General features: G+C 71.7%; 17 protein-coding genes. 9 read left to right on the forward strand and 8 right to left on the reverse strand.

Going from position 1 to position 25588, the window contains the following annotated elements:
• Nucleotides 1-230: 230 nt before the first annotated feature.
• Nucleotides 231-4610, forward strand: coding sequence for a DNA topoisomerase 3 (locus tag WME79_RS19315; protein WP_437537934.1), 4380 nt, complete (start codon nucleotides 231-233; stop codon nucleotides 4608-4610).
• 18 nt (nucleotides 4611-4628) lie between these two features.
• Here WME79_RS19315 and WME79_RS19320 read toward each other — a convergent pair whose 3' ends face one another.
• The 3 genes from WME79_RS19320 to WME79_RS19330 form a co-directional block, all read right to left on the reverse strand.
• Nucleotides 4629-4757 carry a hypothetical protein gene (locus WME79_RS19320; protein ID WP_020736078.1) on the reverse strand — a complete coding sequence of 43 codons (129 nt, stop codon included), beginning with the start codon at nucleotides 4755-4757 and terminating at the stop codon, nucleotides 4629-4631.
• Nucleotides 4758-5067: 310 nt separating this feature from the next.
• Nucleotides 5068-6453, reverse strand: a complete 1386-nt coding sequence (locus tag WME79_RS19325) for an SBBP repeat-containing protein (protein ID WP_437537937.1) — start codon at nucleotides 6451-6453, stop codon at nucleotides 5068-5070.
• A 384-nt stretch (nucleotides 6454-6837) separates the two neighbouring features.
• A complete protein-coding gene (locus tag WME79_RS19330) occupies nucleotides 6838-7653 on the reverse strand; it encodes an SDR family NAD(P)-dependent oxidoreductase (protein ID WP_437537940.1) in 816 nt (271 codons plus the stop codon).
• Nucleotides 7654-8125: 472 nt separating this feature from the next.
• On the opposite strand from WME79_RS19330, the gene traA reads away from it, so the two are divergent.
• Complete coding sequence (traA, locus tag WME79_RS19335; RefSeq protein ID WP_437537943.1) at nucleotides 8126-10180, forward strand: outer membrane exchange protein TraA family protein; 2055 nt, start codon at nucleotides 8126-8128, stop codon at nucleotides 10178-10180.
• Nucleotides 10177-12072: an OmpA family protein gene (locus WME79_RS19340; protein ID WP_437537946.1), complete on the forward strand. Its 1896-nt coding sequence runs from the start codon at nucleotides 10177-10179 to the stop codon at nucleotides 12070-12072. The genes traA and WME79_RS19340 overlap by 4 nt, the downstream gene beginning before the upstream one ends.
• Before the next feature lie 176 nt (nucleotides 12073-12248).
• On the opposite strand, the gene WME79_RS19345 is transcribed toward WME79_RS19340, so the two are convergent.
• Nucleotides 12249-12899: a hypothetical protein gene (locus tag WME79_RS19345; RefSeq protein WP_437537948.1), complete on the reverse strand. Its 651-nt coding sequence runs from the start codon at nucleotides 12897-12899 to the stop codon at nucleotides 12249-12251.
• Between the two features lie 240 nt (nucleotides 12900-13139).
• On the opposite strand from WME79_RS19345, the gene WME79_RS19350 reads away from it, so the two are divergent.
• The gene (locus tag WME79_RS19350; RefSeq protein ID WP_437537951.1) at nucleotides 13140-13658 is read left to right on the forward strand and encodes a peptidylprolyl isomerase; all 519 of its coding nucleotides are present in this window, start codon (nucleotides 13140-13142) and stop codon (nucleotides 13656-13658) included.
• A gap of 152 nt (nucleotides 13659-13810) precedes the next feature.
• Nucleotides 13811-14293, forward strand: a complete 483-nt coding sequence (locus tag WME79_RS19355) for a hypothetical protein (RefSeq protein ID WP_437537953.1) — start codon at nucleotides 13811-13813, stop codon at nucleotides 14291-14293.
• A 43-nt stretch (nucleotides 14294-14336) separates the two neighbouring features.
• Here WME79_RS19355 and WME79_RS19360 read toward each other — a convergent pair whose 3' ends face one another.
• The gene (locus WME79_RS19360) at nucleotides 14337-16139 is read right to left on the reverse strand and encodes an ATP-binding protein (RefSeq protein WP_437537956.1); all 1803 of its coding nucleotides are present in this window, start codon (nucleotides 16137-16139) and stop codon (nucleotides 14337-14339) included.
• A gap of 123 nt (nucleotides 16140-16262) precedes the next feature.
• Here WME79_RS19360 and WME79_RS19365 point away from each other — a divergent pair, with 123 nt between their 5' ends.
• On the forward strand, nucleotides 16263-16880 hold the full coding sequence (locus WME79_RS19365; protein ID WP_437537958.1) for a DUF47 domain-containing protein: 618 nt from the start codon (nucleotides 16263-16265) through the stop codon (nucleotides 16878-16880).
• Nucleotides 16877-17884: an anion permease gene (locus WME79_RS19370; RefSeq protein ID WP_437537961.1), complete on the forward strand. Its 1008-nt coding sequence runs from the start codon at nucleotides 16877-16879 to the stop codon at nucleotides 17882-17884. The genes WME79_RS19365 and WME79_RS19370 overlap by 4 nt, the downstream gene beginning before the upstream one ends.
• A gap of 236 nt (nucleotides 17885-18120) precedes the next feature.
• Here the strand turns inward: WME79_RS19370 and WME79_RS19375 are convergent, their stop codons facing one another.
• Both WME79_RS19375 and WME79_RS19380 read right to left on the reverse strand, forming a co-directional pair.
• A complete protein-coding gene (locus WME79_RS19375) occupies nucleotides 18121-19320 on the reverse strand; it encodes a 6-phosphofructokinase (RefSeq protein WP_437537963.1) in 1200 nt (399 codons plus the stop codon).
• Between the two features lie 182 nt (nucleotides 19321-19502).
• Complete coding sequence (locus tag WME79_RS19380) at nucleotides 19503-22244, reverse strand: phosphoenolpyruvate carboxylase (protein WP_437537966.1); 2742 nt, start codon at nucleotides 22242-22244, stop codon at nucleotides 19503-19505.
• A 232-nt stretch (nucleotides 22245-22476) separates the two neighbouring features.
• Here WME79_RS19380 and WME79_RS19385 point away from each other — a divergent pair, with 232 nt between their 5' ends.
• Nucleotides 22477-23991, forward strand: coding sequence for a serine/threonine-protein kinase (locus WME79_RS19385; protein WP_437537969.1), 1515 nt, complete (start codon nucleotides 22477-22479; stop codon nucleotides 23989-23991).
• A gap of 8 nt (nucleotides 23992-23999) precedes the next feature.
• Nucleotides 24000-24908 carry a LysR family transcriptional regulator gene (locus WME79_RS19390; RefSeq protein WP_437537972.1) on the forward strand — a complete coding sequence of 303 codons (909 nt, stop codon included), beginning with the start codon at nucleotides 24000-24002 and terminating at the stop codon, nucleotides 24906-24908.
• A 213-nt stretch (nucleotides 24909-25121) separates the two neighbouring features.
• Here the strand turns inward: WME79_RS19390 and dut are convergent, their stop codons facing one another.
• Nucleotides 25122-25580: a dUTP diphosphatase gene (gene dut, locus WME79_RS19395; protein WP_437537974.1), complete on the reverse strand. Its 459-nt coding sequence runs from the start codon at nucleotides 25578-25580 to the stop codon at nucleotides 25122-25124.
• Nucleotides 25581-25588 lie beyond the last annotated feature (8 nt).

The raw sequence follows: 25588 nt of genomic DNA on the forward strand, positions 1-25588 counted from the left end.
CGCGCCCTCGTGCGGCGGAAAGCGTCCAGAGACTACGTGAACCCGCTCGGCGCCAGCGTGTCAAGGCGCCGGTCGGGCGCGGGCTTCGCTGCCCGCTCGCTTCCCCATACCGCCCGCCCCCGGCTCGCGCTATCAACGCACCTGCGTGAGGCGCGGGCGACGCCCGCCGCCCTCGGTCTTCGCACGTTTCGCACGTTTCGCACGTTTCGCACGTTTCGCCTGGTCGCCGCATGATCGCCGTCGTCGCAGAGAAGCCCGCCGTCGCCCGCGACATCGCCGCGGTGCTCGGGGCCTCGAAGCGCGCCGAGGGCCTCCTCGAGGGCGGCGGCTACGTCGTCACGTGGGCGATCGGGCACCTCGTCGCCATCGCCGAGCCGCACCAGATCGACCCCGCCTGGAAGCGCTGGCGCCTCGACCTCCTCCCGATGCTCCCCGGCCAGTTTCCGCTCGTCGTCCTCCCGGGAACGCGGGCCCAGTTCGAGATCGTCCGCAAAGTCCTGGGCCGCCGCGACGTCGAGCGCGTCGTCTGCGCCACGGACGCGGGCCGCGAGGGCGAGCTCATCTTCCGGTACATCTACGAGGCGGCCGGGTGCAAGAAGCCGGTCGAGCGGCTCTGGATCTCGTCCCTCACGCCCGACGCCATCCGCGACGGGCTCCGGCGGCTGCGGGACGCGCGCGGCTACGACGGCCTCGCCGACGCGGCGCGCGGGCGTAGCCGGGCGGACTGGCTCGTCGGCATGAACCTCTCTCGCGCCTACAGCCTGGTCTTCGACCAGGATTTCTCGGTCGGCCGCGTGCAGACGCCGACGCTGTCCATGGTCGTCGAGCGCGAGCTCGCGATCCGGCGGTTCGTCCCCGAGCCGTACCTCGAGGTCGTCGCGACCTTCTGCCCGCTCCGGGAGGACGGCTCGGGCGCGGCCGACGAGTCCTACAAGGGCACGTATTTCAACGACAAACCGCTGCCCGGCGGGCCGCCGGCCGCCGGCGAGCCGCCGAATGCCGGCGAGCGGCCCGAGACCGCGCCGTCGCGGAGGCGCCTGCCGCCGGACGGCGAGGAGGCGCGGCGCATCATCGACCGGGCCCGGCGCGGCGAGGCGCGCATCGACGCGGTCCGATCGGAGTCCCGCCGCCTCCCGCCGCCGCTGCTCTACGACCTGACCGAGCTCCAGCGGCACGCCAACCGCCTTTTCGGCTTCTCTGCGCAGAAGACGCTGGAGGTGGCCCAGGCGCTGTACGAGCGCAGGAAGCTCATCAGCTATCCACGCACCGACAGCCGGCACCTCTCGACGGAGATCGCCGGCACGCTCGGCGCGGTGGTGCAGGCGATCGAGGGCTCGTATCGGGGGATGCTCGCCCCGGGGACGGGGGCTCGGCCGCTCGGCAAGCGCTTCGTCGATGACGGCAAGGTCGGGGATCACCACGCCATCATCCCCACGGGGGCTCGGTCCTCGCGCGCGGAGCTCTCGGCCGACGAGCAGAAGATCTTCGACCTCATCTGCCGGCGCCTCCTCTCGGCGTGGCACGAGGATCACGTCACCTCGATCACCACCGTCATCACCGCGATCACCACGCGCGGCGGCGCGGGCGCGCGCGGTGGCGAGCCGATCGTGGACCGCTACCACAGCGCGGGCAGCGTCGTGGAGAAGGTCGGGTGGAAGGTGCTCGACATCGGCTTCGGCAAGCCGCCTGCGAAGCCGCGCAAGAAGGGCGAATCGGACGGTGATGGGCGCGATGCGCGCGATGCGCGCGATGCGCGCGATGCGCGCGACGGGGAGGGCGGGGAGGGCGAGCGTGAGACCGCGGATCAGCGGCTCCCGCCGGGCCTCGCAAAGGGGCAGGTGCAGCTCGTGCTCGACGCGGAGGCGCAGGCCAAGAAGACGCGCCCGCCGCCGCGCTTCACCGAGGCCACGCTGCTCACCGCCATGGAGAACGCGGGCAGCAGCCTCGAAGAGAAGGAGCTCTCCGAGGCGATGAAGGACTCGGGCCTAGGCACGCCGGCCACGCGGGCCGCGATCATCGAGACGCTCCTCCGGCGCGAGTACATCGTGCGTCAGGGCAAGCTGCTGCACGCGACCGACAAGGGCGTCGGGCTGATCGAGGTCGTCCACGCGGAAGTGAAGAGCCCCGCGATGACCGGCGCCTGGGAGGCGAAGCTCGCCCGCATGGCCCGGGGCGGGGGCGATCTGCCGTCGTTCATGGCGGGCATCGAGTCGTACGTGCGCCAGGTGGTGGCGGAGGTGAGCGCGGGGCGGCGTACGGCAGGGGACGGTGCGCTTTCCGCGGAGGCCGGGGCGTCGCCGTTTCAGGAGCGCAGCGAGGCGCGGTCGCGCGGGAAGGGCGGCCGCGCCGCGGCCGCTGCGCCGGGGGCCGGTCGAGGCCGCGAGGCGACGCCTCGCCGTGCTCCGGGCAGCAGCGCAGCGGTCGTCCCGGGCGATGCATCGCCTGGCACGCTGCAGGCGGTCGCGGAGGCGGCTGCAGCATCGGCGCCGGCTCGGGCGCGGTCGCGTGCGGCGGCGGCGCCGTCGCCAGCGCGACCCGCGGTAGTAGCGACGAAGCCGGCGCGACGTGCGGTAGAGCCGTCACCCGCGCGATCTGAGGCAGTGACGTCGCCGCCGGCGCGACGTGCGGCGGTAGAGCCGTCACCCGCGCGATCTGTGGCAGTGCCGTCACCGCCGGCACGAGCCGCGGTGGTAGCGCCGTCGCCCGCGCGTGCGGCGGCCATCGGGTCCTCTCCGGTGCGTGGGGCGGGCACGGCGTCCTCGCCGGCGGTCGCCTCGTCTCCAGCGCGCCGGCCGGAGGATCTCGTCGAGCTGCTCCACCAATGCTTCGGCTTCAGCGCCTTCCGCCCCTACCAGGAGGCCGTCTGCCGGACGGCGGCCGCGGGGAGCGACGTGCTGCTCGTCATGCCCACCGGCGCCGGCAAATCGCTCTGCTACCAGCTCCCCGGCATCGCCCGAGGCGGCACGACGCTCGTCGTGAGCCCGCTCATCGCGCTCATGGAGGATCAGGCCTCGAAGCTCCGGGCGTGCGGCTTCGCCGCCGAGCGGATCCACTCCGGCCGGAGCCGGGCCGAGTCCCGGAAGGCCTGCATTGATTATCTCGAAGGCGCGCTCGATTTCCTCTTCATCGCCCCCGAGCGGCTCCGCGTGCCCGGATTCCCCGAGCTGCTCGCCCGCCGGAAGCCCGTGCTGGTCGCCGTCGACGAGGCCCATTGCATCTCGAAATGGGGCCACGACTTCCGCCCTGATTACCGGATGCTCGGCCAGCGGCTCCCGGCGCTCCGGCCCGCGCCGGTCATCGCGCTGACCGCCACCGCCACGCCGGTCGTGCAGGACGACATCGTCGAGCAGCTTGGCCTCGCGTCCGCGGCGCGGTTCATTCACGGCTTCAGGCGGAGCAACCTGGGTATCGAGATCCTCGAGGTCAGCCCGGGAGAGCGCCTCGCCCGGGTGCGCGCGCTGCTCGGGCAGGAGGGCCGGACGCCGGCCATCGTCTACGCCGGGACGCGGAAGGACGCCGAGGCGCTCGCCGCCGGCCTCTCGGAGGATCTCCCGGCCGAGGCGTACCACGCGGGCCTCGCCGCCCCGGTGCGCGACCGGATCCAGGCGGCCTTTCTGGACGGCAGCACCGAGATCATCGTCGCCACGATCGCCTTCGGCATGGGCATCGACAAGCCCGATGTCCGCACGGTCGTCCACGCCGGGCTGCCCGGGAGCGTCGAGGGGTATTACCAGGAGATCGGCCGGGCTGGCCGCGACGGGCTCCCCTCGCGCGCCGTGCTGATGCACTCGTATGTCGACCGGCGAATGCACGAGTTCTTCCACGAGCGCGACTACCCTGATCCGGCGATGCTCCAGCGGATCGAAGAGGTCCTGTCGGAAGAGCCCCGCCCGAAGGAGGCGATCCTGGGTGATCTCGGCATCGACCCCGAGGTGGCGGACAAGGCCCTCGAGAAGCTCTGGATCCACGGCGGCGCGCGCGTGGATCCGGACGGAGGCGTCGCCCTGGGCGAGCCGGGGTGGCGCGGGCCTTACGAGGCGCAGCGGCGCCACAAGCTCGCCGAGCTCGTGCAGATGGCGCGGTTCACCGAGGGCCACGGCTGCCGCATGCTCCACCTGGTCCGCCATTTCGGCGACCAGGAGGACACGGGCGAGCCCTGCGGCCTCTGCGACGTCTGCGCGCCGGCCGCCTGCGCCGCGCGGGAGTTCCGGGCGCCGAGCCGCGACGAGGCGCAGGCGATCGCGAAGATCCTGGCCGCGCTTCGCGAGAGCGAGCAGCCGACCGGCCGGCTCTACCGCGAGGCGTTCGCCGACGGCTCGCTCGAGCGTCGCGACTTCGAGCACCTCCTCGGCGGGCTCGTGCGGGCGGGCCTTGTCTGCGTGCGCGAGGACTCGTTCGAGAAGGCGGGCGAGCTCATCACGTACCAGCGCGCGTCGCTCACGTCGCGCGGCCTCCTCGGTGGACCGCGCGGCGCGAGCGACGTCGTGAGCGACGTCCCGCTCGCGAAGCTCCCGCCGAAGGTGAAGAAGCGGCAGAGCGCGAAATCGTCGGACGCGCGGAGGGCGTTCTTCGCGCGCAAGGCGCAGCGGAAGAAGGGCCGGTCGCGCTGAGCGGCGCGCGGGCGGCGCTCAGCGGAAGATGCCGAAGTGGCCGAGCACCCACCAGAGCAGGACGAAGATGAGGATGGTGCTGAAGCACCCGCCGCCGAGCTTCTTCGCTCCGTAGCCTGCCGCGATCCCACGCAGAATCTTGCTCATCGAATGACCTCCGGCCCCGTGTCGGGGTGTTCGACGAGCAAAGCAACGTGGGTGCCATCTCGGACAGCCAAGGGAAGGCCGAGACCTGCTCGCGTGGGACCGATGGTCCCATGCGACAACGCGGGTGCCATTTCGGATGGCCGAGGGGAGGCGGGGATCTGCGCGCGGGAGGCCGATGGCCCCGCCTGATCGGGAGCGGGCATCTCGGCGCGCGCGCCACAGTGGGGCGTTTCGCCACGCGAAGGCCTCGGTCCATGCGGAGATCCGCCCGCCGGGGAGGTGGCTTCTTACCGGTCCAGCTTGGCGATTGTTACCGGCCCAGCTTGGCGATGACGAGGCGCTGCTTGTAACCGTCGCTGGTTCCGGGAAGGGGGCCTGTGCCAAGGTCGGCATCCACCGCTTTGGTCCAGCCCGCAAAGAGCGTTTCACCGGCGGGGGAGCTGACGACGGCTGTCACGTTGGTCTGCGCGGGCAGAAGGCGACGCCATACGAGCTCGGCTTCGCGCGTCAGCTTGACGATGAAGCCTGGGTTGTCGTTCACCACGAGCGGGTTGCCCCCGAGATCGAGCTGTTTCTCGGCGGATCCACGGACGACGAGATTGCCAAGCTGGTCCACGACGACTCCAGATGCCGTTTGAGCGCCGGCGCCGTGGAATGCGCGCACCCAGCCAACCGCGCCATCCGCCTCGAGTTGCACCAGGAAGGCATCTCCGCGATCTGCTTCGGTCAGAGTGAAATTCTGCACGCGTAGCTCACCGGAAAAGGCTCCCACCACAACGGAACGCCCCGACGCGTCCACAGTGAGGCCAGAGGCGGACACGAGGCCCGATCCACCGAGCTTCGTGACCCAATCGGTCCTCCCGCTCGGTGTCAGCTTCATGACGAAATGCCTCTCCTCGAGAGAGAGCGGGCTACCCGTGCCGAAGTCGATCTCCCCGTCGGAACTCCCAGCTACGAAGATATTCCCCGATGCATCGACCGCAACGGCGCTGGTGGTGTCAGATCCCGTGTCACCGAACCTTCGTGCCCAACAGCCCGGCTTGGTCACGAGGCCCGTTGCACCGTCGAGCTTCGCCACGATGATGTCCGCGCCGCCGGCAGGCTCGATCGCACCGCTGCCGAAGTCGATTGGAAAGTAGAAATGTCCCCCCACGACAATGTCATCATCTGGAGCGATCGAGACCGCGGTGAACCTGCTGCTCCCTCCCAGACCTTTGCTCCAGATGTGCTCACCCGACGTGTCGAACTGGGCGACGAACGCCCCCGCTGGCAGCGGACCGTCGCCGAGGTCGAGGGCCCCGCTGGTCGTCTCGCCGACCACAACCAGGTTTCCATGGGAGTCGACGTCGAGACCCCACGGGTTGTCCGCGCTGATGTCCCCGAACTGCTTGGCCCACAGGAGCTCTCCGGCAGGGCTCAGCTTGAGGAGCAGCACGTCAGTGCTATCGGCCGACGAGAAGGTCTCCTCGCCGATGAGGATCGTCTTGAAGAAGGCGGCGCTGACGAATACGTTCCCCTCGGCATCGCTCGCGATGCCCATGGGGTGGACGTCGCCGGTCTGCTCGTACCCTGTCACCCACACGATGCACTCGAGGCCGTCGCAGTTCTCATCGTCCGCGGCATCGCAGCGCTCCACCGCGGGCAGCACCTCGCCCACGCAGGCGCCCCAGGTCCCGTCGGCGCCGCAGGTGTGCATTCCTTCCCGGCACACGCCCCTGTTCCTGGTGCCCAGTGGTCCGGCGTAGCACACCTCCGACACGTCCGGCGTGCATGAGGGCTCCTCATCCTCAGTGCCTCCCGCGCTGCCGATACCCGTGGGGCCAGAACCCCCCAGACCGTCGGCCCCCCCCGTGCCGCCTGGAGCCTGGTCGGAGAACTCGTCGAGACCGAGGAACTGCGCGCACCCGCCGGCGCACAGGCCCAGGCCGAGGAGGGAAGCGAGCGCGTAAGATCGTGCTTGTCGTTGCATGGGTTCGTAGGCGTCCGGAAGCCACAAGGCGAGATTTCCGACGCTAGCGCGGAGCCTATCACGATGACGCAGCGTGCAGGAGCCCTGTTCCGACCAATCGGTCGCCTCCTATCATCGAGCGCCTCGCGCCCGAGCGCCATAGCCGAGGATCGAGAGCCCTATCCGCGCCGAGAGCCGGCGTACCACCGCGCGAGGGAAGACACGGGAGAGCTGGGCAGTCGCCTTGCTCAACGCGGTCGGGACGGCGACCACATCCCCCCGATCCGCCGCCGCGATGCCGTAGGCGGCGCACTCCTCGGCGGTGAGCTCGAACGGCATCTTCCTGCGCGGCACGCCAGGCGCGCCTGCGTCGAAGATCTCGGTGGTCACCGGCCCCGGGCACAGGGCCGTCACCGTAACGCCGGTCCCGACGAGCTCCGCGGCCAGGCTCTCGGAGAGCGAGAGCACGAACGCCTTGGTGGCGCCATACACCGCCTGACCCGGGGTCGGTTGGAACGCGGCGAGCGACGCGACGTTGAGCACGCGCCCTCCGCCGCGGGCCACCAGGTCGGGGACGATCGCCGCGCAGAGCGCGACGACGCTCTCGCAGTTGAGCCGCACCAGCATCGCCAGCGCCGCCGGGTCGCCCTCCAGAAAGGGCCCGAGCCGCGTCGTTCCCGCGTTGTTGACGAGCCAAGCAGCGCCGCCCAGCTCGCGCGCCCGATCCCGCATGCGGAGGGCTGCGCCCTCGGTGGCGATGTCGAGATCGAGCGGGTGGATGGGCGCGTGCCCGGCGGCGCCCGCCCGTGCGGAGAGCTCCTCGAGACGGTGCGCCCGCCTGCCGATTGCGAGCACCGGCTGCCCGCGCGCCGAGAGTTGCCGTGCGATCTCCGCGCCGATGCCGGACGAGGCGCCTGTAACGATGGCGAGGCCCGAGGTAGTCGTCATGCAGCGATCCTTTAGGCGGCTTCGTCCAGGATCGCGAGCGGGCCGTGGCCCTGACCCGGCGGATGTCCCCAACGCCGGCGCCGCTGTGCGGCTCGCCGCATTGCGCCAAGATCGTGCCGATGCCTCGTGCGCGTCATCCGGTGCGGGGGGAGCCGCGCGTCGCACGTGGGGGTCAACCTTGTGCCGTTCTCGTGATCACGCTGTTCCCCTCCGGCGCGCATGCAGCCGATCGCCCGTGCGCCCGTGTGACTGGTCAGCCGTCCCGCACACAGGGCAGCCTCGGAGCATGGGGCGGTAGAGGACCGCCCCCTACATTGGAGCGTGTGCTTGTTGGCCGTCTTCCTCTTGCAGACCGCGGCGCGCAGCGGCTAGCCTGTGGAGTGTGTTTCTAACTTCGGGTGCAGACGACCCGCGAGCGACGCAGCGGACCCGCGAGCGAGCCGTGCGCATTCGAGGCATCGCTCTGGCGACTGTGGCCCTGTCTGCGGTGCTGTCGTCGCCCCTGCACGCGCAGGAGGAGCCGCCGCCGCAACCGGTCACCATTTCAGAGCCCGCCATCGAGCAGTTGCCTGAGGTCGAGGGCACCGGTCTCTGCGCCGCGTCGGTCATCCCGAGAGACAGGCCGGCGCAAGTCTTCCTGCCCGACTTCGTCGGCGGGACCAACGGGCTTATCGATGATCCCACGAAGCACAGGGACGGCGAGCCACGTCTCGACTACGTCATTCGAACCCTCCTTGATCTGAGCAACAACAACACCGCTGGCGACCCGGACAACCCGCGAAGTTACGGTGACTTCAGGAGCCTGTCGCCGGACTGCAGCACCGGCGGCTGCAGCTTCCCGTGGGACGATCGTGTCAACTACACGGAGATCCCCTTTGGCTCCCGCCTTCGCGGGTTCCTGAACGTCACGGAGGATCTTGCGGGTAAGCCGGTCCATATCGGGTTCTACACCGATGATGCCGTGAGCCTCACGTTCTACGACAGCATCACGACCGTGAAGCCGGTCATGACCCGGCCGCCGGAGCTCGGCCTGCCGACCTGGCGCCTCACCAACACCGTGACGTTCGAGAAGCCAGGCCTGTACCCAATCGAGATCCACCACGCGGAGATCGCCGAGCACTCGGCGCTCGAGATGTCCTATTTCATCGGCGAGTTCGAGGACTTCCACCGCGCTGCGGACGAGCCGCCCGTCGTGAAGCTGAACGAGGCCGGCTTCACCGTCTTCCAGCCGACGCAGTTCTTTCAGACGCTGTTCGGCTCGCCGTCGTTCCCCGATCTAAATCAGTGCCTGCAGTGCGAGCGCAGGTTCGTTGGCCACGCCGGGACCAACGGCTGTCCCGGGAGCTACTACTGCAACGAGGCCGCCCTCTGCGCCCCGTGCGACACGGCGTTCTATTGCGGCGAGGAGTGCTCGCCCTGCAAGGGTGACACGCCGTTCTGCATCAACACCAACGCGGGTCGCGAGTGCGCCCAGTGCCGCACCAGCGAGGACTGCCGCGAGGGCTTCGTCTGCGACCCCGAGACGCACGAATGCAAGGAGGAGTACGAGTGCAACATCGACCCGGACTGCCCGCGGGGCGAGATCTGCGTCGAGCACTCCTGCGTCCCGTGCGACACGGCCGATCGGTGCGCCGGCAACTCCTGCAACTGCTGTCCGAACGGCATCAGCGGCGCCCAGATGAACTGCGCCGCGGTCGAGCCGGGCGGCGTCGCGATGTGCGTCGAGTGCCTCGTCGACGACGAGTGCCCCGACGGCAAGAAGTGCCACACCCCGACGGGCCACTGCGTCGACGAGATCCCGAGCAACGCGCAGCCGAACTGCTGCGGCGAGGGCTGTGTCGACTGCATGCACCCCGAGGACCCGAACGACCCGCAGTCGCCCCCGGTGCCGTTCTGCCTCCCCGGGCCCGTCGGGACGGCGTGCGCCGCGTGCCGCAACGACATGGATTGCGCCGATGGCCAGTACTGCCTGAGCGGCGAGTGCAAGGAGTGCGTCAAGGATCGGCGCTGCGGGCCGCGCTGCGAGAGCTGCGGCGGCGACACGCCGTTCTGCCTCGGCGAGTTCTCCGAGCTCGCGGTCTGCGTGCGCTGCACGTCGGACGAGCAGTGCGCCGGCACGACGTGCAACCGCGAGACCCACGAGTGCGACCCGGGGTGCATGGCGACCTGCGCCGAGGACACGCCGCACTGCGACGGTGAGAAGTGCGTCGAGTGCTACGCCGACACGCAGTGTCCGTGCGGCAACACCTGCGACCTCGCGACGAACACCTGCGACATCTCCTGCAAGACGAACCTGGACTGCCTCGGGAACGAGCACTGCCGCTGGACCGACGAGGCGGACGCCAAGGAGTGCGCGCTCGGCCCGATGCCCGACAACGTCGCGTGCGGCGGCACCCTCGCCGAGATCTGCAGCGTCTCGGTCGTCGGCCAGAAGGGCGCCGATCCGCGGGCCGCCGGGCTCGTCGCCCTCGCGGCGCTGGCCCTGCTCGAGAGAAAGCGCCGCCGGCGCAGCGGAGGTGCCTCGTGAGAACGCGCCCGCTCCTCGCCCCGCTCCTCGCGCTGTCGGCGCTCCTCGCCGGAGGCCCCGCGCTCGCCGAGGAGGGGCGCTTCGACGCCCAGGTATTCCGCCCGGCAGCGGCCCCGCGCGATCTCGTGATGGTCCAGAAGTCCGAGGTCATCGGGAACCTCTCGCCGACCGTCGGCCTCTACAGCGACATCGCCGCCGACCCGCTCGTGCTGCTCGTCGCGGGCGACGACACGAGGCAGGCCGTCGACGCCATCTCCGGGCGGCTCGAGCTCGCCTTGCTCGCGGGCATCGGCTTCTTCGACGTGTTCGACGTCACGATGGCCATGCCGCTCGTCCTCTTCCAGGAGGGCGGCAACCTCCGCCGCTTTGGCACCGAGGGCTCGGTCAAGAGCTCCTCCGTCGGCGATCTCCGCCTGTCCACGAAGATCTCGCTCCCGTACCTGAACCGGAAGGAGCAGGTCAAGGAGGGGTTCGGGATGGCCATCGCGGGCAACCTCAACTTCCCCACGGGCGACCAGAACGCGTTCACCAGCGACGGCGCGCTGAGCGGCGGCGCGACGCTCATCGGCGACTACCGGTTCAACTTCGGGCTGCTCCTCGCCGCGAACGCTGGCATCTGGCTGCGGCCCGACAACCAGTTCGCGGGCGTGCGCGTCGGCGACATGGCGCAGTTCGGCGTGGCGGCCGAGCAGTACGTCGTTCAGAGCTGGGGCCTGTCGGTCATCGGCGAGGTGTACGGCTACCCCTCGCTCACGAGCTACCCCGACGATCCGGGGCAGATCCCCGCGGAGGCGCTCCTCGGGCTGCGCTGGCAGACCAAGCACGGCATCACGATCACCTTTGGCGGGAGCTTCGGCGCGGCGTGCGGCTTCGGCGCGCCCTCCATCCGCTTCTTCAACGTCATCACGTGGCAGCCGAAGACCTCCCAGGAGCAGGAGGAGATCAACCGCCTGCAGCAGCGCGACAACGACGATCCGGATCGCGACGGCCTCATCGGCGCCGCGGACCGCTGCCCCGACGTGCCCGGGAGCCCCGAGAACTTCGGCTGTCCGGACCTGGACACCGACGGCGACGGCATCTTCGATCGCGACGACAAGTGCCCCGACAAGCCCGCCGGTCCGCACGGGAAGGACGGCTGTCCGCTCGCCTTCATCCGCGGCGACGAGATCGTCATCACCGAGCAGGTCCACTTCGCGACCGACAAGGACATCATCCTCGAGGACTCGAACTCGACCCTCGAGGCGGTCGCCCAGGTGCTGATCGACAACCCCGACATCCGCGAGGTGCGGATCGAGGGCCACACCGACGTGCGCGCGACCGACCTGTACAACATGGCCCTGTCCCAGCGCCGCGTGGCGAGCGTCATGGCCTACCTGATCGCGAAGGGCGTCGATGCCGCGCGGCTCCAGGCGGTCGGCTACGGGCACACGCAGCCGATCTACGACGACACCGGCTGCCAGGGGCACGACGACCAGCTGTCGCCCGATTGCCAGTTCATGACGTCGAAGAACCGGCGCGTCGTCTTCCGCATCCTGCGCTACGGCGCCGGGGGGGCGAAGCCGCTCACCGGCGCGCCCGAGGGGGGCGAGCAGCTCCTGCCGTCCGGCGGGGTGCTGCCGCAGAAGACCCAGGGCACGCTGCCGAATCAGGGCACGCTGCCGGGGGAGGGGGTCCTCAAGTCGAACGTGCTGCCGAGCGGCGGATCCTCACTCCCGCCTGCGGGCGCGGCGCCAGGCGGCGCGGCGCCGCTGCCGAACCGTGGCAACGCGGGCGGTCTCCCGAGCAACTCGGGCGTGCTGCCGCGCTCCGGTACCCCTGCGCCGCCGGTACCTGCACCGGCGCCGTCCTCGTCAAGCCAGCCGCCTGCTCCTGGAGGCGGGGGGACTCGCTAGGAGGGCGTCGATGGATGGAAGGGGCGCGACGGCGGTCGAGCGCGCGTTGCGAGAAGAGCGGGCGTAACTCGAGACTGCCGAGCTCCGAGCGCCTCAGAGGAGGAGAGGTCAAACGGACGTCAGCGTCACAGCGGTAGGAGGCCGCGCGACGCTGACGTCTTCTACTGAGCTTGCGCTTACTTCTTCGGCGCGGGCTTCACGGGCGCCGATGAGGTGGCGGGCTTGGCCGACGACGACGGGGGCGGCAACGAGGGCGGGGCAGAGGAGGCCGGCTTGGCCGACGACGTCGGGGTCGGCGACAGGGGCTTCGTCCCCGGCTTGCCCGGCTTGGCCGAGGTCGCGGGAGCGGGCGAGTCCTCGTACGGCTCGTCGGAGGCAGCAGGAGGAGCAGCAGGCTGCTCTGCCGGCGGCGCCTCCGGCTCGGCAGGCGCCGCCGAGTCGGCGGGCGGCGTCGTCGGGTGCAACGTCAACGGCTTCGCCTCTCCCTCGGTGCGGCGGACCCAGATCACCGCCGTCCCGCTCGCGACGCTGGCATAGCGGCCGTCCTCGGTGCGGATCTCCTCGTTGACCGCCTCGATGACCGCGTCGCCGCCGACAGCGCACGCGGCCTTGCGGAGCGACTCGAGGCGCTCTGCCTCCGTGCGGGCCGTCGGATCGCTCGCGATCGGCTGAAGGCGATGGTACTCGCGATCGGGCAGCTGGCCCGCCGGCACGACGTGCATGTCGCTGCAGAACTCGCCGGAAGGCGTGCGTTTGTCTCGGAATTGAGTGCTGCAACCGGCGATCAGCGCGGCACCCAGGGCCGCCGAGAGGAGGAGGCGCTGCATACTGCCTTCTTACCAGCGATGCGACGCGCGATGCAAACCCCGTGCATCATGGACGCAGCCGATGTGCACCGGGGACGCCAGGCGACCCGGCGGCAGGCCACCTCTCGCAGGTCGCTTGCGGGTGGATCCGCTCCTGACGCCGTGCGCGTCACCGGGCCGCGACGCCACCCTGCCACCGTCCCATCCACCGCCCTATCCGATGTTCCGATCTCGTGAACGCCTGGATATGCTTCGCGGTCGATGCGCCCGATCGAGCGATCCGCTCCTCTCGGCTTCCTCACCTTCCTCGGCGCGGCGCTCGCCGCCGCGTGCGGCGCGCCTCAGGCGGCGCCACACGCCCCTCCGCAGAGCGCCGCCCCTGCCGAGGAGAGCGCCTCGATCGCCGCAGCGTGCCTCGCGGCCGCCAGCGCACCGCGGCAGACCCGCGCCGACGAGCCGCCGCGGATCGGCGTGAAGCACATCCTCGTCCGCTATGCCGGCGCCGATCGCGCGGAGGGCACGACGCGCACGCGCGAGGAGGCGTGCCTTCGCGCGATGGAGGCGCGCGACAAGATCCGCGGCGGCGCCGACTTCGGCGAGGTGGTGGCGCAGTACAGCGAGGAGGCCGGCGCAGCGTCGCGCGGCGGCTCGCTCGGCACCGTGGAGCGCGCCGACGTCCTGCCGCCCTTCGCCGATGCGGCGTTCGAGCTCGACATTCAGCAGCTCAGCGACGTCGTGGAGACCCGCTATGGCTTCCACGTGATCTTCAGGACGGAATAGCGCTCCTGCCGAGAACAAGCCTCCCGCCGGAGACCTCTTTGGTCGCGCGCGGCCTCGCCTCGCCGGCCTTGCCGGCCACGCCTCGTCACGGCGCCTCGCCGGTCACGCGCGCAAGGGTTGCGTTCCCGGCGGAGGCGCAGCATGAAGCACCCATGCGCGCTCACAAGCTCCTCGCCGCCTTCGCCGTGATGATCGCCTCGCCAGCGCTGCTGATCGCGGCGTGCAAATCCAGCGACGAGCCGGAGGAGGTCGCCCCGGCGCCAGGCGCCGTCACAGCGCCGACCGCGACGGCGCCGCCGCCCGCGGCGACCGGGACCGTGCCGGCCGCGACGCCGACCCCCGCCGCGCCTCCAGCGACCACGACGGCCGCCCCGACCCCAGCCGCCCCGGCGACCCCGAAGCCCGACGCGGGCGCGCCGGTGGACGCGGGCGCGCCGAAGGACGCCGGCACCGCCACCACGGCCGACGCGGGGGCGCTCTCGACCAAGCTCGCGGCGTGCGCCACGAAGTGCCAGTCGATCCTCCAGACCTGCCTCACGCCGAAGTTCCCCACGGACGGCGGGCTGCCCGCGCTCGCCGATCCAGCGGCGTGCCAGAGCTCGTTCGACACGTGCCGCACCGCCTGCGCGCCGTAGCGCCGGCCCCGCCTCGGCGAGGCCGGCTCCAGCGCCGCCGAGGCTACTTCTTCTGGGCGCCGGTCGGCGCGCTCGGCAGCGTGATCCGGAAGAGCGCGCCGCCGGCCGCGCCGGTCGTCACCGTGATGTCGCCGCTCATCGCCTCGACGAGGTGCTTCGCGATGGACAGGCCGAGCCCGGTGCCGCCCGACGCGCGAGAGCGGCCCGGATCCACCCGGTAGAACCGATCGAAGACGCGGCCCTGGTGCATCGCGGGGATGCCCGGACCGTCGTCCTCGACCTCCAGGACGACGCGCCCGTTCGCGGCGCGCGCGCGCACCACCACGTGCGAGCCGTTCGGCGTGTGATGGATCGCGTTGTCGACGAGGTTGGTCAAGATCTGGTCCAGCGCGCGCGGATCCGCCGCGACGAGCGTGCCGGGCGCCACGTCGACCTTCACGTCGGTGTGCCTCTCCATGGCGCGCCCGCGCAGGAGCGCCACCGCCGCCTCCGCCTGCACCGAGAGGTCGAGCGTGCCCGGCGAGAGCGGCCGCTCGCCGCCCTCGATGCGCGACAGGTCGAGCAAATCGTCCACGAGCCGGTGCAGCCGGGTCGCGTTCCGCTCGATCACCTCGACGAAATCGCGCGAGGCCTCCGGGTCGTCGAGCGCGCCGCCGAGCAGCGTCTCGCTGCTCGCGCGGATCGACGCGACCGGCGTGCGCAGCTCGTGCGACGCGTTGGCGATGAAGTTGCGCTGCAGGCCCTCGATGCGCCGCAGCTCCGTCACGTCGAAGAAGACGGCGACGACCCCCGCTGCCCCGCGGCTCTGCGCCGGCAGCGCGAGCGGCGCGGCGTTCACGAGCAGGATCCGGCGCCCCGGAGGCCCTGCCACGCCTGGCGCCGCGGGCGCGATCTCGATCTCGCGCGTCGCCGCCGCGCGCGCGAGCGCGACCTCCTCGAGGAGCTCGTGCAGGCTCGACGAGCGCAGCACCTCGAGCGGCGGGCGACCGACCGGGTCCCTGCGGATGCCGAGCAGCTGCGAGAGCGCCGGGTTGACCAGCGTGATGTCGCCCTTCTCGTCCGTGACGAGCACGCCCTCGCGCATCGACTCGAGCACCGCGCCGAAGCGCTCTCCCTCGCCCCCGAGCTCGCGCCGCGACAGCTCCAGGCTCTCGGCGAGGTCGTCCAGCGCGCCGCCCAGCGTGGCGATCTCGTCCTGCCCCTGCATCCGCGCGCGCCGGCCCAGGTCGGCCCGCATCTCCCGCGCGACGCCCGTCAGGTAGACGAGCCGCCCGGAGAGGGCGCGCGCCCCGGCGAGCGCCGCGGCGATGGCGAGCGCGAGGGCCAGGAGGGTGCCCTCCACCACGCGCGTGCGGGCGGCGGACAGGCTGCGGTCGATCGCGACCGGCTCGAACGCGACCCGCACCACCCACGCCCCGTCCGGGCGATCGAGCCGCTGCGCGGTGTAGAGCATCCGCATCTGCGTCGTTTTGCTCACGCGCTCGCTGTGCCCCGTGCCCAGGTGCCGCGCTTCGGCGACCTCGTCGCGCGTCGCGTGTGTCTCGAGCTGCCCGAGCTCCTCCGGCGCGACCGACGAGTCGCCTCGCACCGCGCCCTGCGGATCGATGAACGTGACGCGCGCTCCGGCGATCTTCGACAGCGCCGCCGCGAGGGCGGGCGCCTCGGCCGCAAGGTCGCCCGACCTCGCGGCGACCTCGGTGGCGAGCGCCGTCCGCGTCGCCAGATTGGCCTCCGTCTGCGCCGAGAGCTGTGACCCGAGCGTCTTCAGGACATAGCCGTCGAACACCAACGCCGCGAGGATCGCGATCCCCACCGCGAACGCGATGAGCTTGCTTCTTATACCCATGTCACCCGCGTGCCGGGCCCACGCCGCGCGCGACGTGGGCGAAGATCCTTAGGTTACCTGGTTTTGTCCGTTTCATGACGACTCGTTGACGTGATGCGGGGAGACGGGTAAACGCCCGGCCCCATGGGATTGACCCGTGACGCAGTCTTCTTTGACGCGCTGGCCAACCATGCGCGGCAGAGCGTCGCAGCGAGCGAGCTCCTCCTGGAGATGCTTGACCGGCTCGACGAAGCCCCGGCCCTGGTGCAGCGGATCTCCGACCTCGAGGACGAGGCCGACAAGATCACCCACGAGTGCCTGGCCGCCCTCCACCAGACGTGGATCACGCCGCTCGACCGCGAGGAGATCCACGCGCTCATCACCCGCCTCGACGACGTGCTCGACTGCATCGAGGCGGCGAGCGTGAGGCTCGTGCTCTTCGAGATCACCAGCGCGCTGCCGGACGCGCGGCTGCTCGCGCAGGATGTCGTCGACGCGTGCACCGTCATGAGCTCGGCCATCCAGTCGCTCAGGGACCTGAAGAAACAGCCGAACCTCCTCGAGCTCTGCGTCGAGATCAACAAGATCGAGAACGCGGCGGATACGCACTACCGCAAGGGGTTGGCGGCGCTCTTCAAGAAGGGGAACGACCCGCTCCTCGTGATGAAGTGGCGCGACATCTATGACCTCCTGGAGAACGCGACCGACCGCTGCGAGGACGTCGCGAACATCATCGAGGGCATCGTGCTCGAGCACGCATGACGACCTACATCCTCGCCATCCTCATCATCGCGCTGGCGTTTGATTACATCAACGGCTTTCACGACGCCGCGAACTCGATCGCCACGGTCGTCTCGACGCGCGTCCTGTCGCCGCGCACCGCGGTGCTCTGGGCAGCCGCCTTCAACTTCATCGCGTTCGCGCTGTTCGAGCCCACGGTGGCGCGCAACATCGCGAAGGGCGTCGAGCCTGGGTTCATCACGCCGAACGTCATCCTGGGCGGCCTGCTCGGCGCGATCATCTGGAACCTGCTCACGTGGTGGTGGGGGCTGCCGTCGTCGTCGTCGCACGCGCTCATGGGCGCGTTCGCCGGGGCCGCGGTGAAGAGCGCGGGGCGGCTGTCGGTGCTCGACGCGACGGTCTTCGGCAAGACGGCGGCGTTCATCCTGGTGTCGCCCTTGCTCGGCGCGGTCATCGGGTTCGCGCTCATGCACTCCATCCGGTGGCTCGCGCGGGGCTGGACGCCCGGGAAGGTGAGCTCCCGGTTCCGGCGGCTACAGCTGCTCTCCGCCGCCGCCTACTCGCTCGGGCACGGCGGCAACGACGCCCAGAAGACGATGGGCATCATCACGGCGCTCCTCATCTCCGCGGGCCTCCAGGAGGGCGGCAAAGATCCGAAGCCGATGCTCTGGGTCGTGCTCGTCTGCCACGCGGCGATGGGCCTCGGCACGCTCTCCGGCGGCTGGCGCATCGTGAAGACCATGGGGATGAAGATCACGAAGCTGAAGCCGGTGGGCGGCTTCGCGGCCGAGACGGCCGGCGCGGCGACGCTGTTCAGCGCCACGGCGCTCGGCATCCCCGTGAGCACGACCCACACGATCACGGGCGCGATCGTCGGGGTCGGCGCCACGAGCGGGCGCCTCTCCGCGGTCCGCTGGGGCGTCGCCGGGCGCATCGTCTGGGCCTGGATCTTCACGATCCCCGCCTCGGCCGCCCTCGCCGCGATCGCCTACACCATCGCGAACGTCGTCAGCGGCCAGCCCTGACCGCGCAGGCGAGCGCGGCGCGCCGTGGGCCTTACCAAGCGCGCCGCAGATCTCCATACCGCCCGCCATGCGGGCGCTCACGACGGGGCGCCGGGAGGGGCGATCGCGCGGGCACCGCGTGCGCGCGTCCTCCCCCAGGCCCAGCGATCCGACCGCCGCGCGGCTCAGCGAGCTCGGCGTCGAGGTCGTCCAGGTGAGCCCGCGAGGGCGCAGGGCTCACCTGGACCGCGCGGAGCTCATCCGACGTGCGACGGAGCGCGGCTCGGTCGGGCCGCCCCGAGGCTGATGAAGTGGTCGAGGATCCAGGTCTTGAAGTGCTTCAGGTCGAGCCGGTCGAGCAGCGGCAGGAACGCCCGCTCGACCCCGTCCTCGCGGCGTATGGAGGCGAAGTCGAGCACGCCGACGTCGTTCGCGGCGAGCACGTACGGCATCACCTCGGTGCGCCCCTCGTCGAAGGCCGCGAGCAGCAGCGACCCCTTGAGGAAGGCGGCCGAGACGTCGAGGAAGGCGGGGCGGATGCCGCGGATGTACCGGCTGAACGGCTCCGCGATCACGCGCTTGTCCGGAGAGTCGCGGAGCCCCGCGCCCTCGAGCTGCTTCTTCAGGTAGTCGCTCGCCGACATGCCGGGGTGCTCCTTGCGGCGGCGCTCGGCCTCGTAGCCCTCGGCGACGATCACGAGCGCGTAGTCGGCGCGCTTGAGGCCGTCGGCGAGCTCGCTCAGCACGTCCTGCGGGAAGCGGAAGAAGGGGAGCACGATGAGGTGCGCCCGGGCAGCCACCGCGCAGTGCAGCGCGTGCCGCCCGCTGCGGTTGCCCATCATCTCGAGGATGTAGATGCGCTTGTGCGTATAAGCGTCCTCGTAGAGCCCGCGCGCGATGTTCGCGCCCGTCTCCACGCCGGACAGGAAGCCGATCGCGCGATCGCCCTCCAGATCATTGTCGATGGAGACGTTCACGAAGCCGGCCTGCGGGCGCACCTCGAACTCGTCGAGCCACGCCTTGATGCCCTCGAACGTGCCGTTGCCGCCGACGCAGATGAGGTGCGTGAACCCCTGCGCCTTGAAGGTCGCGGCGGCCTGCTTGCGCTTCTCGCGATCGAGGAAGCCGGAGTAGCGCTCGCTGCGGAAATCGCTGCCCGCGTCGAGCACGCGCCGCCCCATCGAGCGCGCAGGGATGCCCTGCGCGAGCAGGTCGTAGCGCTGGCGGCGGCTCATGATGAGGCGCTCGAACTGGGGCTGGGCGCGCGCGTCCGAGGTCAGGGAGCGGAAGCCCTCGGTCGCGGCCCACACCTCGTAGCCTCGCCGCGCCGCCTCCTCGGTCAGCGCGACGGCGACCGAGGAGTAACCGGGGGCGTTGCCGCCGTCGAAGACGAGCAGCAGGCGCTTGTCCGATGCCGGGAGGGTGTCGGGACGTCCGAACTCGACGATGCTGGTCATGGCGCCGGCCTTCTACCACGCGACGACGAGGTTGGCTGAGCGATTGTCACACGTTCGCTATCGTTGTTTGACGACGCCCGGCGTCGAGCGAGCGCGCCGCGCCGCGTGGCGCTCCGCCGTGCGCCGCGGCGCGAGGAGTCGAGCCTGCGCGTGGCGCCGAGGGCGCGCCATTCACCCCGTGTTCACCCTGTGTTGCGCATGCCGGCGGCGATGCCGTTCAGCGTGAGCAGGAGCGAGCGATCGCGCCCCGAGTCCCCGCCGCGGCTCGCCCGCAGGAGCTCGACTTGCAGGAATGAAAGGGGGTCGACGTAAGGATTGCGCAGCGAGATGGACCGCTGGAGCGTCGGGTTGCCCTCGAGCAGCCGCCGGTTGCCCGTGAGCCGCTTGAGCCACGACCGCGTCCGCTTGTATTCCGCGATGATCCGCGGCGCGACCGCCTTGCGCGCGGCGGCCGGCGCGAGCTCCGCGTAGCCCGCGAAGATCGTCATGTCGGCCTTCGCGAGCACCATCTCGACGTTGTCGATGACCGCCCGGAAGAACGGCCACGACGCCATCATCTCCTTCAGCAGCTCCGCGCCCTCGGGGCGCTGGCCCATCGCCTCCAGGCCGCTGCCGACGCCGTACCACCCCGGGAGGATGGCCCGGTTCTGCGTCCACGCGAACACCCACGGGATCGCGCGCAGCGACTCCAGGCCGCCCGCGCGCCGCTTGCTTGGGCGCGAGCCGAGCGGCAGGCGCGCGATCTCGTCGATCGGGGTCACGGCCGTGAAGAACTCCACGAACTTGGGCTCCTCCCAGACGAGCGCGCGGTAAGCGCGCCGGCCCGTCTCGGCGAGCTCGTCGAACGCCGCGGCGTAGCGCAGCTCGGACGCGGTGGGCGGCCGCGGCTGCGCGCCCAGCGTGTGCAGCAGCACGCCGCTCAGCATGATCTCCAGCGTGCGCATCGCGAGCTCGGGGCGCGCGTACTTGTGGTCGAGCGCCTCTCCCTGTTCGGTCGCCTTGTAGCGGCCGCCGACGCTGCCGGCCGGCAGGGCGAGCAGCGCCTGGTGCGCCGGTCCGCCGCCGCGCGCCACCGACTCGCCGCGGCCGTGGAAGACGCGGAGCGGCAGCTCCGCCTCCGCGGCGATCTTCGGCAGCGTCTCCTGCACGCGCCGGAGCGCCGCGCTCGCCGCGAGCAGGCCGACCTCCTTGCCGGAGTCGCTGTAGCCGATCATCACCTCCTGCACGCCGCGGGCGAGGACGTGCGGCCGGTACTCGGGGTGCGCGAGCAGCGCGCGCAGGATCCTGGCGCTGTCGTTCAGCGCGCCGAGCGACTCGAACAGCGGGACGACGTCGATCCGCGCGCACGAGCGCGCCTCGTCCCACAGCCCGGCGGCCTTCGCGCTCGCGAGCGCGGCGAGCACGTCGTGCTCGCTCTGGGTCATCGACAGGATGAGGGTGCGGCAGGACGACTCGCCGCTGTCGCGCTGCGCCGCGGCGATGCGCTGGAGCGCCTCGAACACGCGGCGCGCCTCGGGCGTCATCTGCGCCGGCTCGACGCGGCCCTCCGCGAGGGAGGCGGCCGCGGCGCGCGCGTCCTCGGCCGGCGCGCGCATCTCGAGCTCCGCGAGCGCGAACCCGAGCGCGCGCACCTGCGAGAGCAGCCCGCGGGCGCGCCGCTCGCCCGAGCTCGCGCAGCGCGCGGCGCGCAGGCTGTCGGCGACGACCGCGAGGTCGCGCTCGAGCTCCGCCGGCTCGCGGTAGGGGGTCGCGAGCGTCGGCTCCTCGGGGCGCACGAAGGCGCGCCCCTCGCGCGAGGGGCCCTGCCCGGAGCGCGCGCGCGCCTCCGCGCGGCCGCTCTCCGCGTGCTCGAGCGTGGCGGTGAGGCGCGCCTCGATGAAGTGCAGCTTGCGGCGCCACGGCTCGCCCTCGGTGCGCGGGCCGAAGTGCGCGGCCACCTCGGGCATCGCGGCGGCGTCCTCCTCGATCGAGGCGAGCAGCCAGGGCGGCGGCGTGACGTGCCGGACCGACTGCGACAGCGCGCCGCCGAGGTCGCGCACCGCCCGGATGAGCCGGCGCAGCCCGCGGATCCGGTAGGCGAACAGCGCGTCCTCGAGCACCGCGGGCACGACGAACGGGTTGCCGTCCATGTCGGCGCCGACCCACGAGTGGATCCGGAGCGGCACGATCTCGGCGTCCAGCGGCTCGCCGTACGCGGCCTCGAACGCGCGCCCGAACGCCGCGGGTAGATCGGGGAGCAGATCCCAGAGGATCTCCTCAATGTACCAGGCGACGTTCTTCACCTCGTCGCCGACGGTGGGGCGATCGCGGCGCACCTCGTCGGTCTGCCAGAGCGCGGTGATCTCCTCGCGGATCTCGGCGAGCTTGCTCGCCGACTCGTCGGGCGTCAGCTGGCAGCGATCGCGCTCCTCGAGGTTCCTCGCGATGCGGTAGAGCTTCTCGAGCACGGTGCGCCGCGCCGCCTCGGTCGGGTGCGCGGTGAAGGTGAGCGTGACGTCGAGCGTCCTGAGCGCGGCGCGCACGCGCTCCGCGGGCACGCCGGCCTTCTTGAGCGTGTGCATCGCGGCCTCGATCGAGCCGCGCTGCGGCCGCGCGCCGGGATCCGTCGCGTACGCCCGCGCGCGGCGGATGCGGTGGTGCTGCTCCGCGAGGTTGACGAGCCGGAAGTAGACGGTGAACGCGCGGATGACGGGCTCGAGGCGATCGTGCGGCAGCTCCGCGAGCAGCTTGCTGAGCTCCGCGGCCGCGTGCGCGCGGCCGTCGCTGGGGCCGCGGCGCCGACGGATGGCGAGCGTGCGGATGCGCTCCTCGATAGCGAAGAGCTCTTCTCCCTCCTGCTCGATCAACACTTCCCCGAGCAGGCGTCCAAGCAGGCGAACTTCTTTGCGAAGAGGTCGATCGACCTCGCGGCGGCGCGGCGGCATGTAGGCCAGCCTAGCGCGATGCGGCGTAAAACGGACCATCGAGTGTGGCCTGGGCGGACGGTCCGTGGCGCCGGGGGTGGGGTGGCGCCGGGGCGGGTGGCGCGCCTCGGGGGCCGGGGGGTAGGGCGCCTCGGGCCCAGGGCGGGTGGGCGTGGGTGCGAGCACGGTCCGTGCATCATCCGTTGATCCGCGCCCTTTCGAAGCCTCGTCGAGCTCGTGTACCCTCCGGCAGATGGCCGATGATGTGTTCGGGATCGTCGGCACGACCCAGGGGGCGTTCAAGGTAGAGCGGGTCGTCGCCGAAGGTGGGTTCGGCGTCGTCTATCGGGCGTACCACGAGGCTTTTCGAGCGCCGGTCGCGCTGAAGTGCCTCAAGGTCCCGGAGACGCTGCCCGAGCAGCTGCGCGTGCAGTTTCTTGAAAAATTTCGTGAAGAAGCGGAACTGTTGTTCCGCCTGTCGGCCGCGATCCCTGCCGTCGTCAGGCCGCTGCACCACGACGTGATCTCGGCCGCGACCGGCGCCTTCGTACCGTTCATCGCGCTGGAGTGGCTCGAGGGCCGCACGCTCGCGAGCCACATCGCCTCCCGCGCGGCGATGGGAGCGCCGGAGCTCTCGCCGGGGGAGGTGATCCGGCTGCTCGCGCCGGTCGCGCGCGCGCTCGAGGCGGCGCACCACTTCCCCGGGCCGAGCGGCCCCACGTGCGTGGTGCACCGCGACCTCAAGCCGGCGAACATCTTCCTCGCTCAGATCCATGGCGCGGAGGTCGTCAAGATCCTTGACTTCGGGATCGCCCGCGCCCGCGACGCCGCGACGGTGATGGCCGGCCAGACCGCCACCACGTCGGGCGGCCTCTCGACGGCGTTCACGCCCGCCTACGGGGCACCCGAGCAGTGGGCGCCGAAGCGCTTCGGCAAGACGGGCCCCTGGACCGACGTCTGGGGGCTCGCTGTGACCGTCGTCGAGGCGCTCGCCGGCCGCGAGATCATCGGCGGGGATCACGTCGCGATGATGGGCACGGTGCTCGACGAGAAGCGCCGCCCCACGCCGAGGAGCGAGGGCATCTTCGTGCCCGACGCGCTGGAGGCCGCCTTCCGGCGGGCGCTGGCCGTGGATCCGCGCGAGCGCTTCCGGGACATCGGGGCGTTCTGGGACGACATCGAGCAGGCGCTCGGGCTGCCGCGGAGCGCTCCGCCGATCGCGGTGCCCAGCCGGAGCCACGCGCCGGCCGCCGCCCGCGTCCGCTCCTCGGTGTTGCCCGCATCACCCTCGTCGCCGGGATCGACGCGGTCGCAGGACCTCCTCCAGGGCACTGGCCTCGCGGCGCCGGCGGCGTTCGTGGAGGCGACGGCCCGGGAGCTCCACCTGCCGGAGCGCGGCGGTCGCTTGCCGCCGCACAGCCTCCCCACCGAGCCGGTGGTGCCGCTCGCGCTCGACTGGTCTCCTCCCGCGCCCGCGCCCTTCGCGAGGCCGTCCTACGCGCCGTCGAGGATGCCGCCCCCGATGATGGAGCGCGCGGCCGCGCGCCCCAGCCTGAGCACCGGGGAGCTCATGGCGATGTTCGCCTTGCCGGTGCGGCTCGCCGGCGCGGGCGTCGTCATCACCCTCCTCGACCTCGCGGCCGCCTCGCTGCTCTTCGATGGCCAGCGCATCGGCGTGGGCCCCATCGGGCTCTTCCACGTCGCGGTGGGCCTCGTGGTCCTGGGCATCGGGATCGCGGTGTTCCGGCTGTTCTCGTCGGACCGCTAGCGCAGCCCATGCCCGCGAAGCCGCAGGACCTCGGCGACACGCGATGGGACGACGTCCGCGTCTTCCTCGCCGTCCACCGGCACGGGAGCCTGGGCCAGGCTGGCGCGCGCCTCGGCCTCGACACGTCCACCGTCAGCCGCCGCTTGACGGCGCTCGAGGCGTCGCTCGGCGCGCGCCTCTTCGACCGCACCCGCGACGGCCTCGTCCCCACCCGCGTCGCCGAGCTCGTCCTGCCCGCCGCCGAGGCGATGGAGGCCGCGCACCGGCGCCTCGCCCGCGACGCCTCGGGCGCCGAGGCCGACGCCGAGGGCGTCGTCCGCCTCAGCGTCGCGCCGGGCTTCGCCGACTCGTTCGTGGTCCGGAGGCTCCCGCGCCTCCGCGCCCGCCACCCCAAGATCCGCGTCGAGCTCGACGCCTCCGTCCGCGTGCTCGATCTCACCCGGCACGAGGCGGACCTCGCCCTCCGGTCGATCCGGCCGGAGGGCGCCGACCTCGTCGTGACGAAGCTCGCGTCGGCCCGCTGGATCGCCGCCGCCTCGGAGCAGCTCGTGGAGGACGCCGGGCCCGTGGAGGCGTGGGACGCCGTGCCGTGGATCGCCTGGGATCGCGACCTCACCAGCTTCCCGGCGGCGCGCTGGCTCGCGCGCCACGCCCCCGGGGCGGAGATCGCCCTGCGCACGAGCTTCTTCGTCTCGCAGCTCACCGCGGCGGAGATCGGGCTCGGCGCCGTGCTGGTCCCCGAGCCGTACCTGGAGGTGCATGCCCTCGCGCCGCTCCGGTTCGCGAGCGCGCTCGAGGCGAGCGCGGCGGAGTGGCCCACGGACGATCTCTGGCTCGTCGGCCACCGCGCCCTGCGCGACGTCCCCCGCGTCGCTGCGGTGTGGAGCTTCCTGATCGACGAGCTCAGGTCGCTGTGAGCTCTGTCCCCCCTCGCGCCTCTCGCGAGCCGCAGAGGGAGTTCCGCGTGTCACGAATCCCACCAGGGGTCTGCCTCGCGAGCGAAGAGAGATTTCAACGCAAAGGCGCCAAGTCGCAAAGGCGCAAACCTGCATAAAATCTGCTCTTTTTTGCGACTTTGCGGCTTTGCGACTTTGCGTTGAAATCTCTCTCCGGATCCCTGGCCGTCGGAGCTACGGCTCCTCGCGCCGCCCGCCCGTCGATCCGTAGCCGCCTGCGCCGCGCGCCGTTGGCGCGAGCGCCGGGACCAGGACCACGTCGGCGAGGGCGACCGGGCAGATCACGAGCTGGGCGATCCGATCGCCGCGGTGCACCGTGAACGGCGCTGCGCCGAGGTTGATCAGGACGACCTTGATCTCTCCGCGGTAGTCCGGATCGATCGTCCCGGGGCTGTTCAGCACGGTGACGCCGTGGTGCAGCGCGAGCCCCGAGCGCGGCCGCACCTGCCCCTCGTGGCCGTCGGGGAGGGCGACCGCGTAGCCTGTGGGCACGAGCTTCCGCTCCCCGGGCGCGAGCGTCACCGGCGCCTCGATGGCCGCGCAGAGATCGAGCCCGACGGCTCCCTCGGACTGGTAGGCGGGGGGAGGGACCTCGATCGGCCCCACGCGAAGGAAAGGCACCTGGATGCGCACGCGGCGCA

The sequence above is a fragment of the Sorangium sp. So ce726 genome (genome assembly GCF_051521405.1).
GTDB lineage: Bacteria > Myxococcota_A > Polyangia > Polyangiales > Polyangiaceae > Sorangium.

Coding starts and splice junctions, on each gene's coding strand:
- WME79_RS19315 (WP_437537934.1), top strand. CDS start 231: ATGATCGCCGTCGTCGCAGAGAAGCCCGCCGTCGCCCGCGACATCGCC.
- WME79_RS19320 (WP_020736078.1), bottom strand. CDS start 4,757: ATGAGCAAGATTCTGCGTGGGATCGCGGCAGGCTACGGAGCGAAGAAG.
- WME79_RS19325 (WP_437537937.1), bottom strand. CDS start 6,453: ATGCACACCTGCGGCGCCGACGGGACCTGGGGCGCCTGCGTGGGCGAG.
- WME79_RS19330 (WP_437537940.1), bottom strand. CDS start 7,653: ATGACGACTACCTCGGGCCTCGCCATCGTTACAGGCGCCTCGTCCGGC.
- WME79_RS19345 (WP_437537948.1), bottom strand. CDS start 12,899: ATGCAGCGCCTCCTCCTCTCGGCGGCCCTGGGTGCCGCGCTGATCGCC.
- WME79_RS19350 (WP_437537951.1), top strand. CDS start 13,140: ATGCGCCCGATCGAGCGATCCGCTCCTCTCGGCTTCCTCACCTTCCTC.
- WME79_RS19355 (WP_437537953.1), top strand. CDS start 13,811: ATGCGCGCTCACAAGCTCCTCGCCGCCTTCGCCGTGATGATCGCCTCG.
- WME79_RS19360 (WP_437537956.1), bottom strand. CDS start 16,139: ATGGGTATAAGAAGCAAGCTCATCGCGTTCGCGGTGGGGATCGCGATC.
- WME79_RS19365 (WP_437537958.1), top strand. CDS start 16,263: ATGGGATTGACCCGTGACGCAGTCTTCTTTGACGCGCTGGCCAACCAT.
- WME79_RS19370 (WP_437537961.1), top strand. CDS start 16,877: ATGACGACCTACATCCTCGCCATCCTCATCATCGCGCTGGCGTTTGAT.
- WME79_RS19375 (WP_437537963.1), bottom strand. CDS start 19,320: ATGACCAGCATCGTCGAGTTCGGACGTCCCGACACCCTCCCGGCATCG.
- WME79_RS19380 (WP_437537966.1), bottom strand. CDS start 22,244: ATGCCGCCGCGCCGCCGCGAGGTCGATCGACCTCTTCGCAAAGAAGTT.
- WME79_RS19385 (WP_437537969.1), top strand. CDS start 22,477: ATGGCCGATGATGTGTTCGGGATCGTCGGCACGACCCAGGGGGCGTTC.
- WME79_RS19390 (WP_437537972.1), top strand. CDS start 24,000: ATGCCCGCGAAGCCGCAGGACCTCGGCGACACGCGATGGGACGACGTC.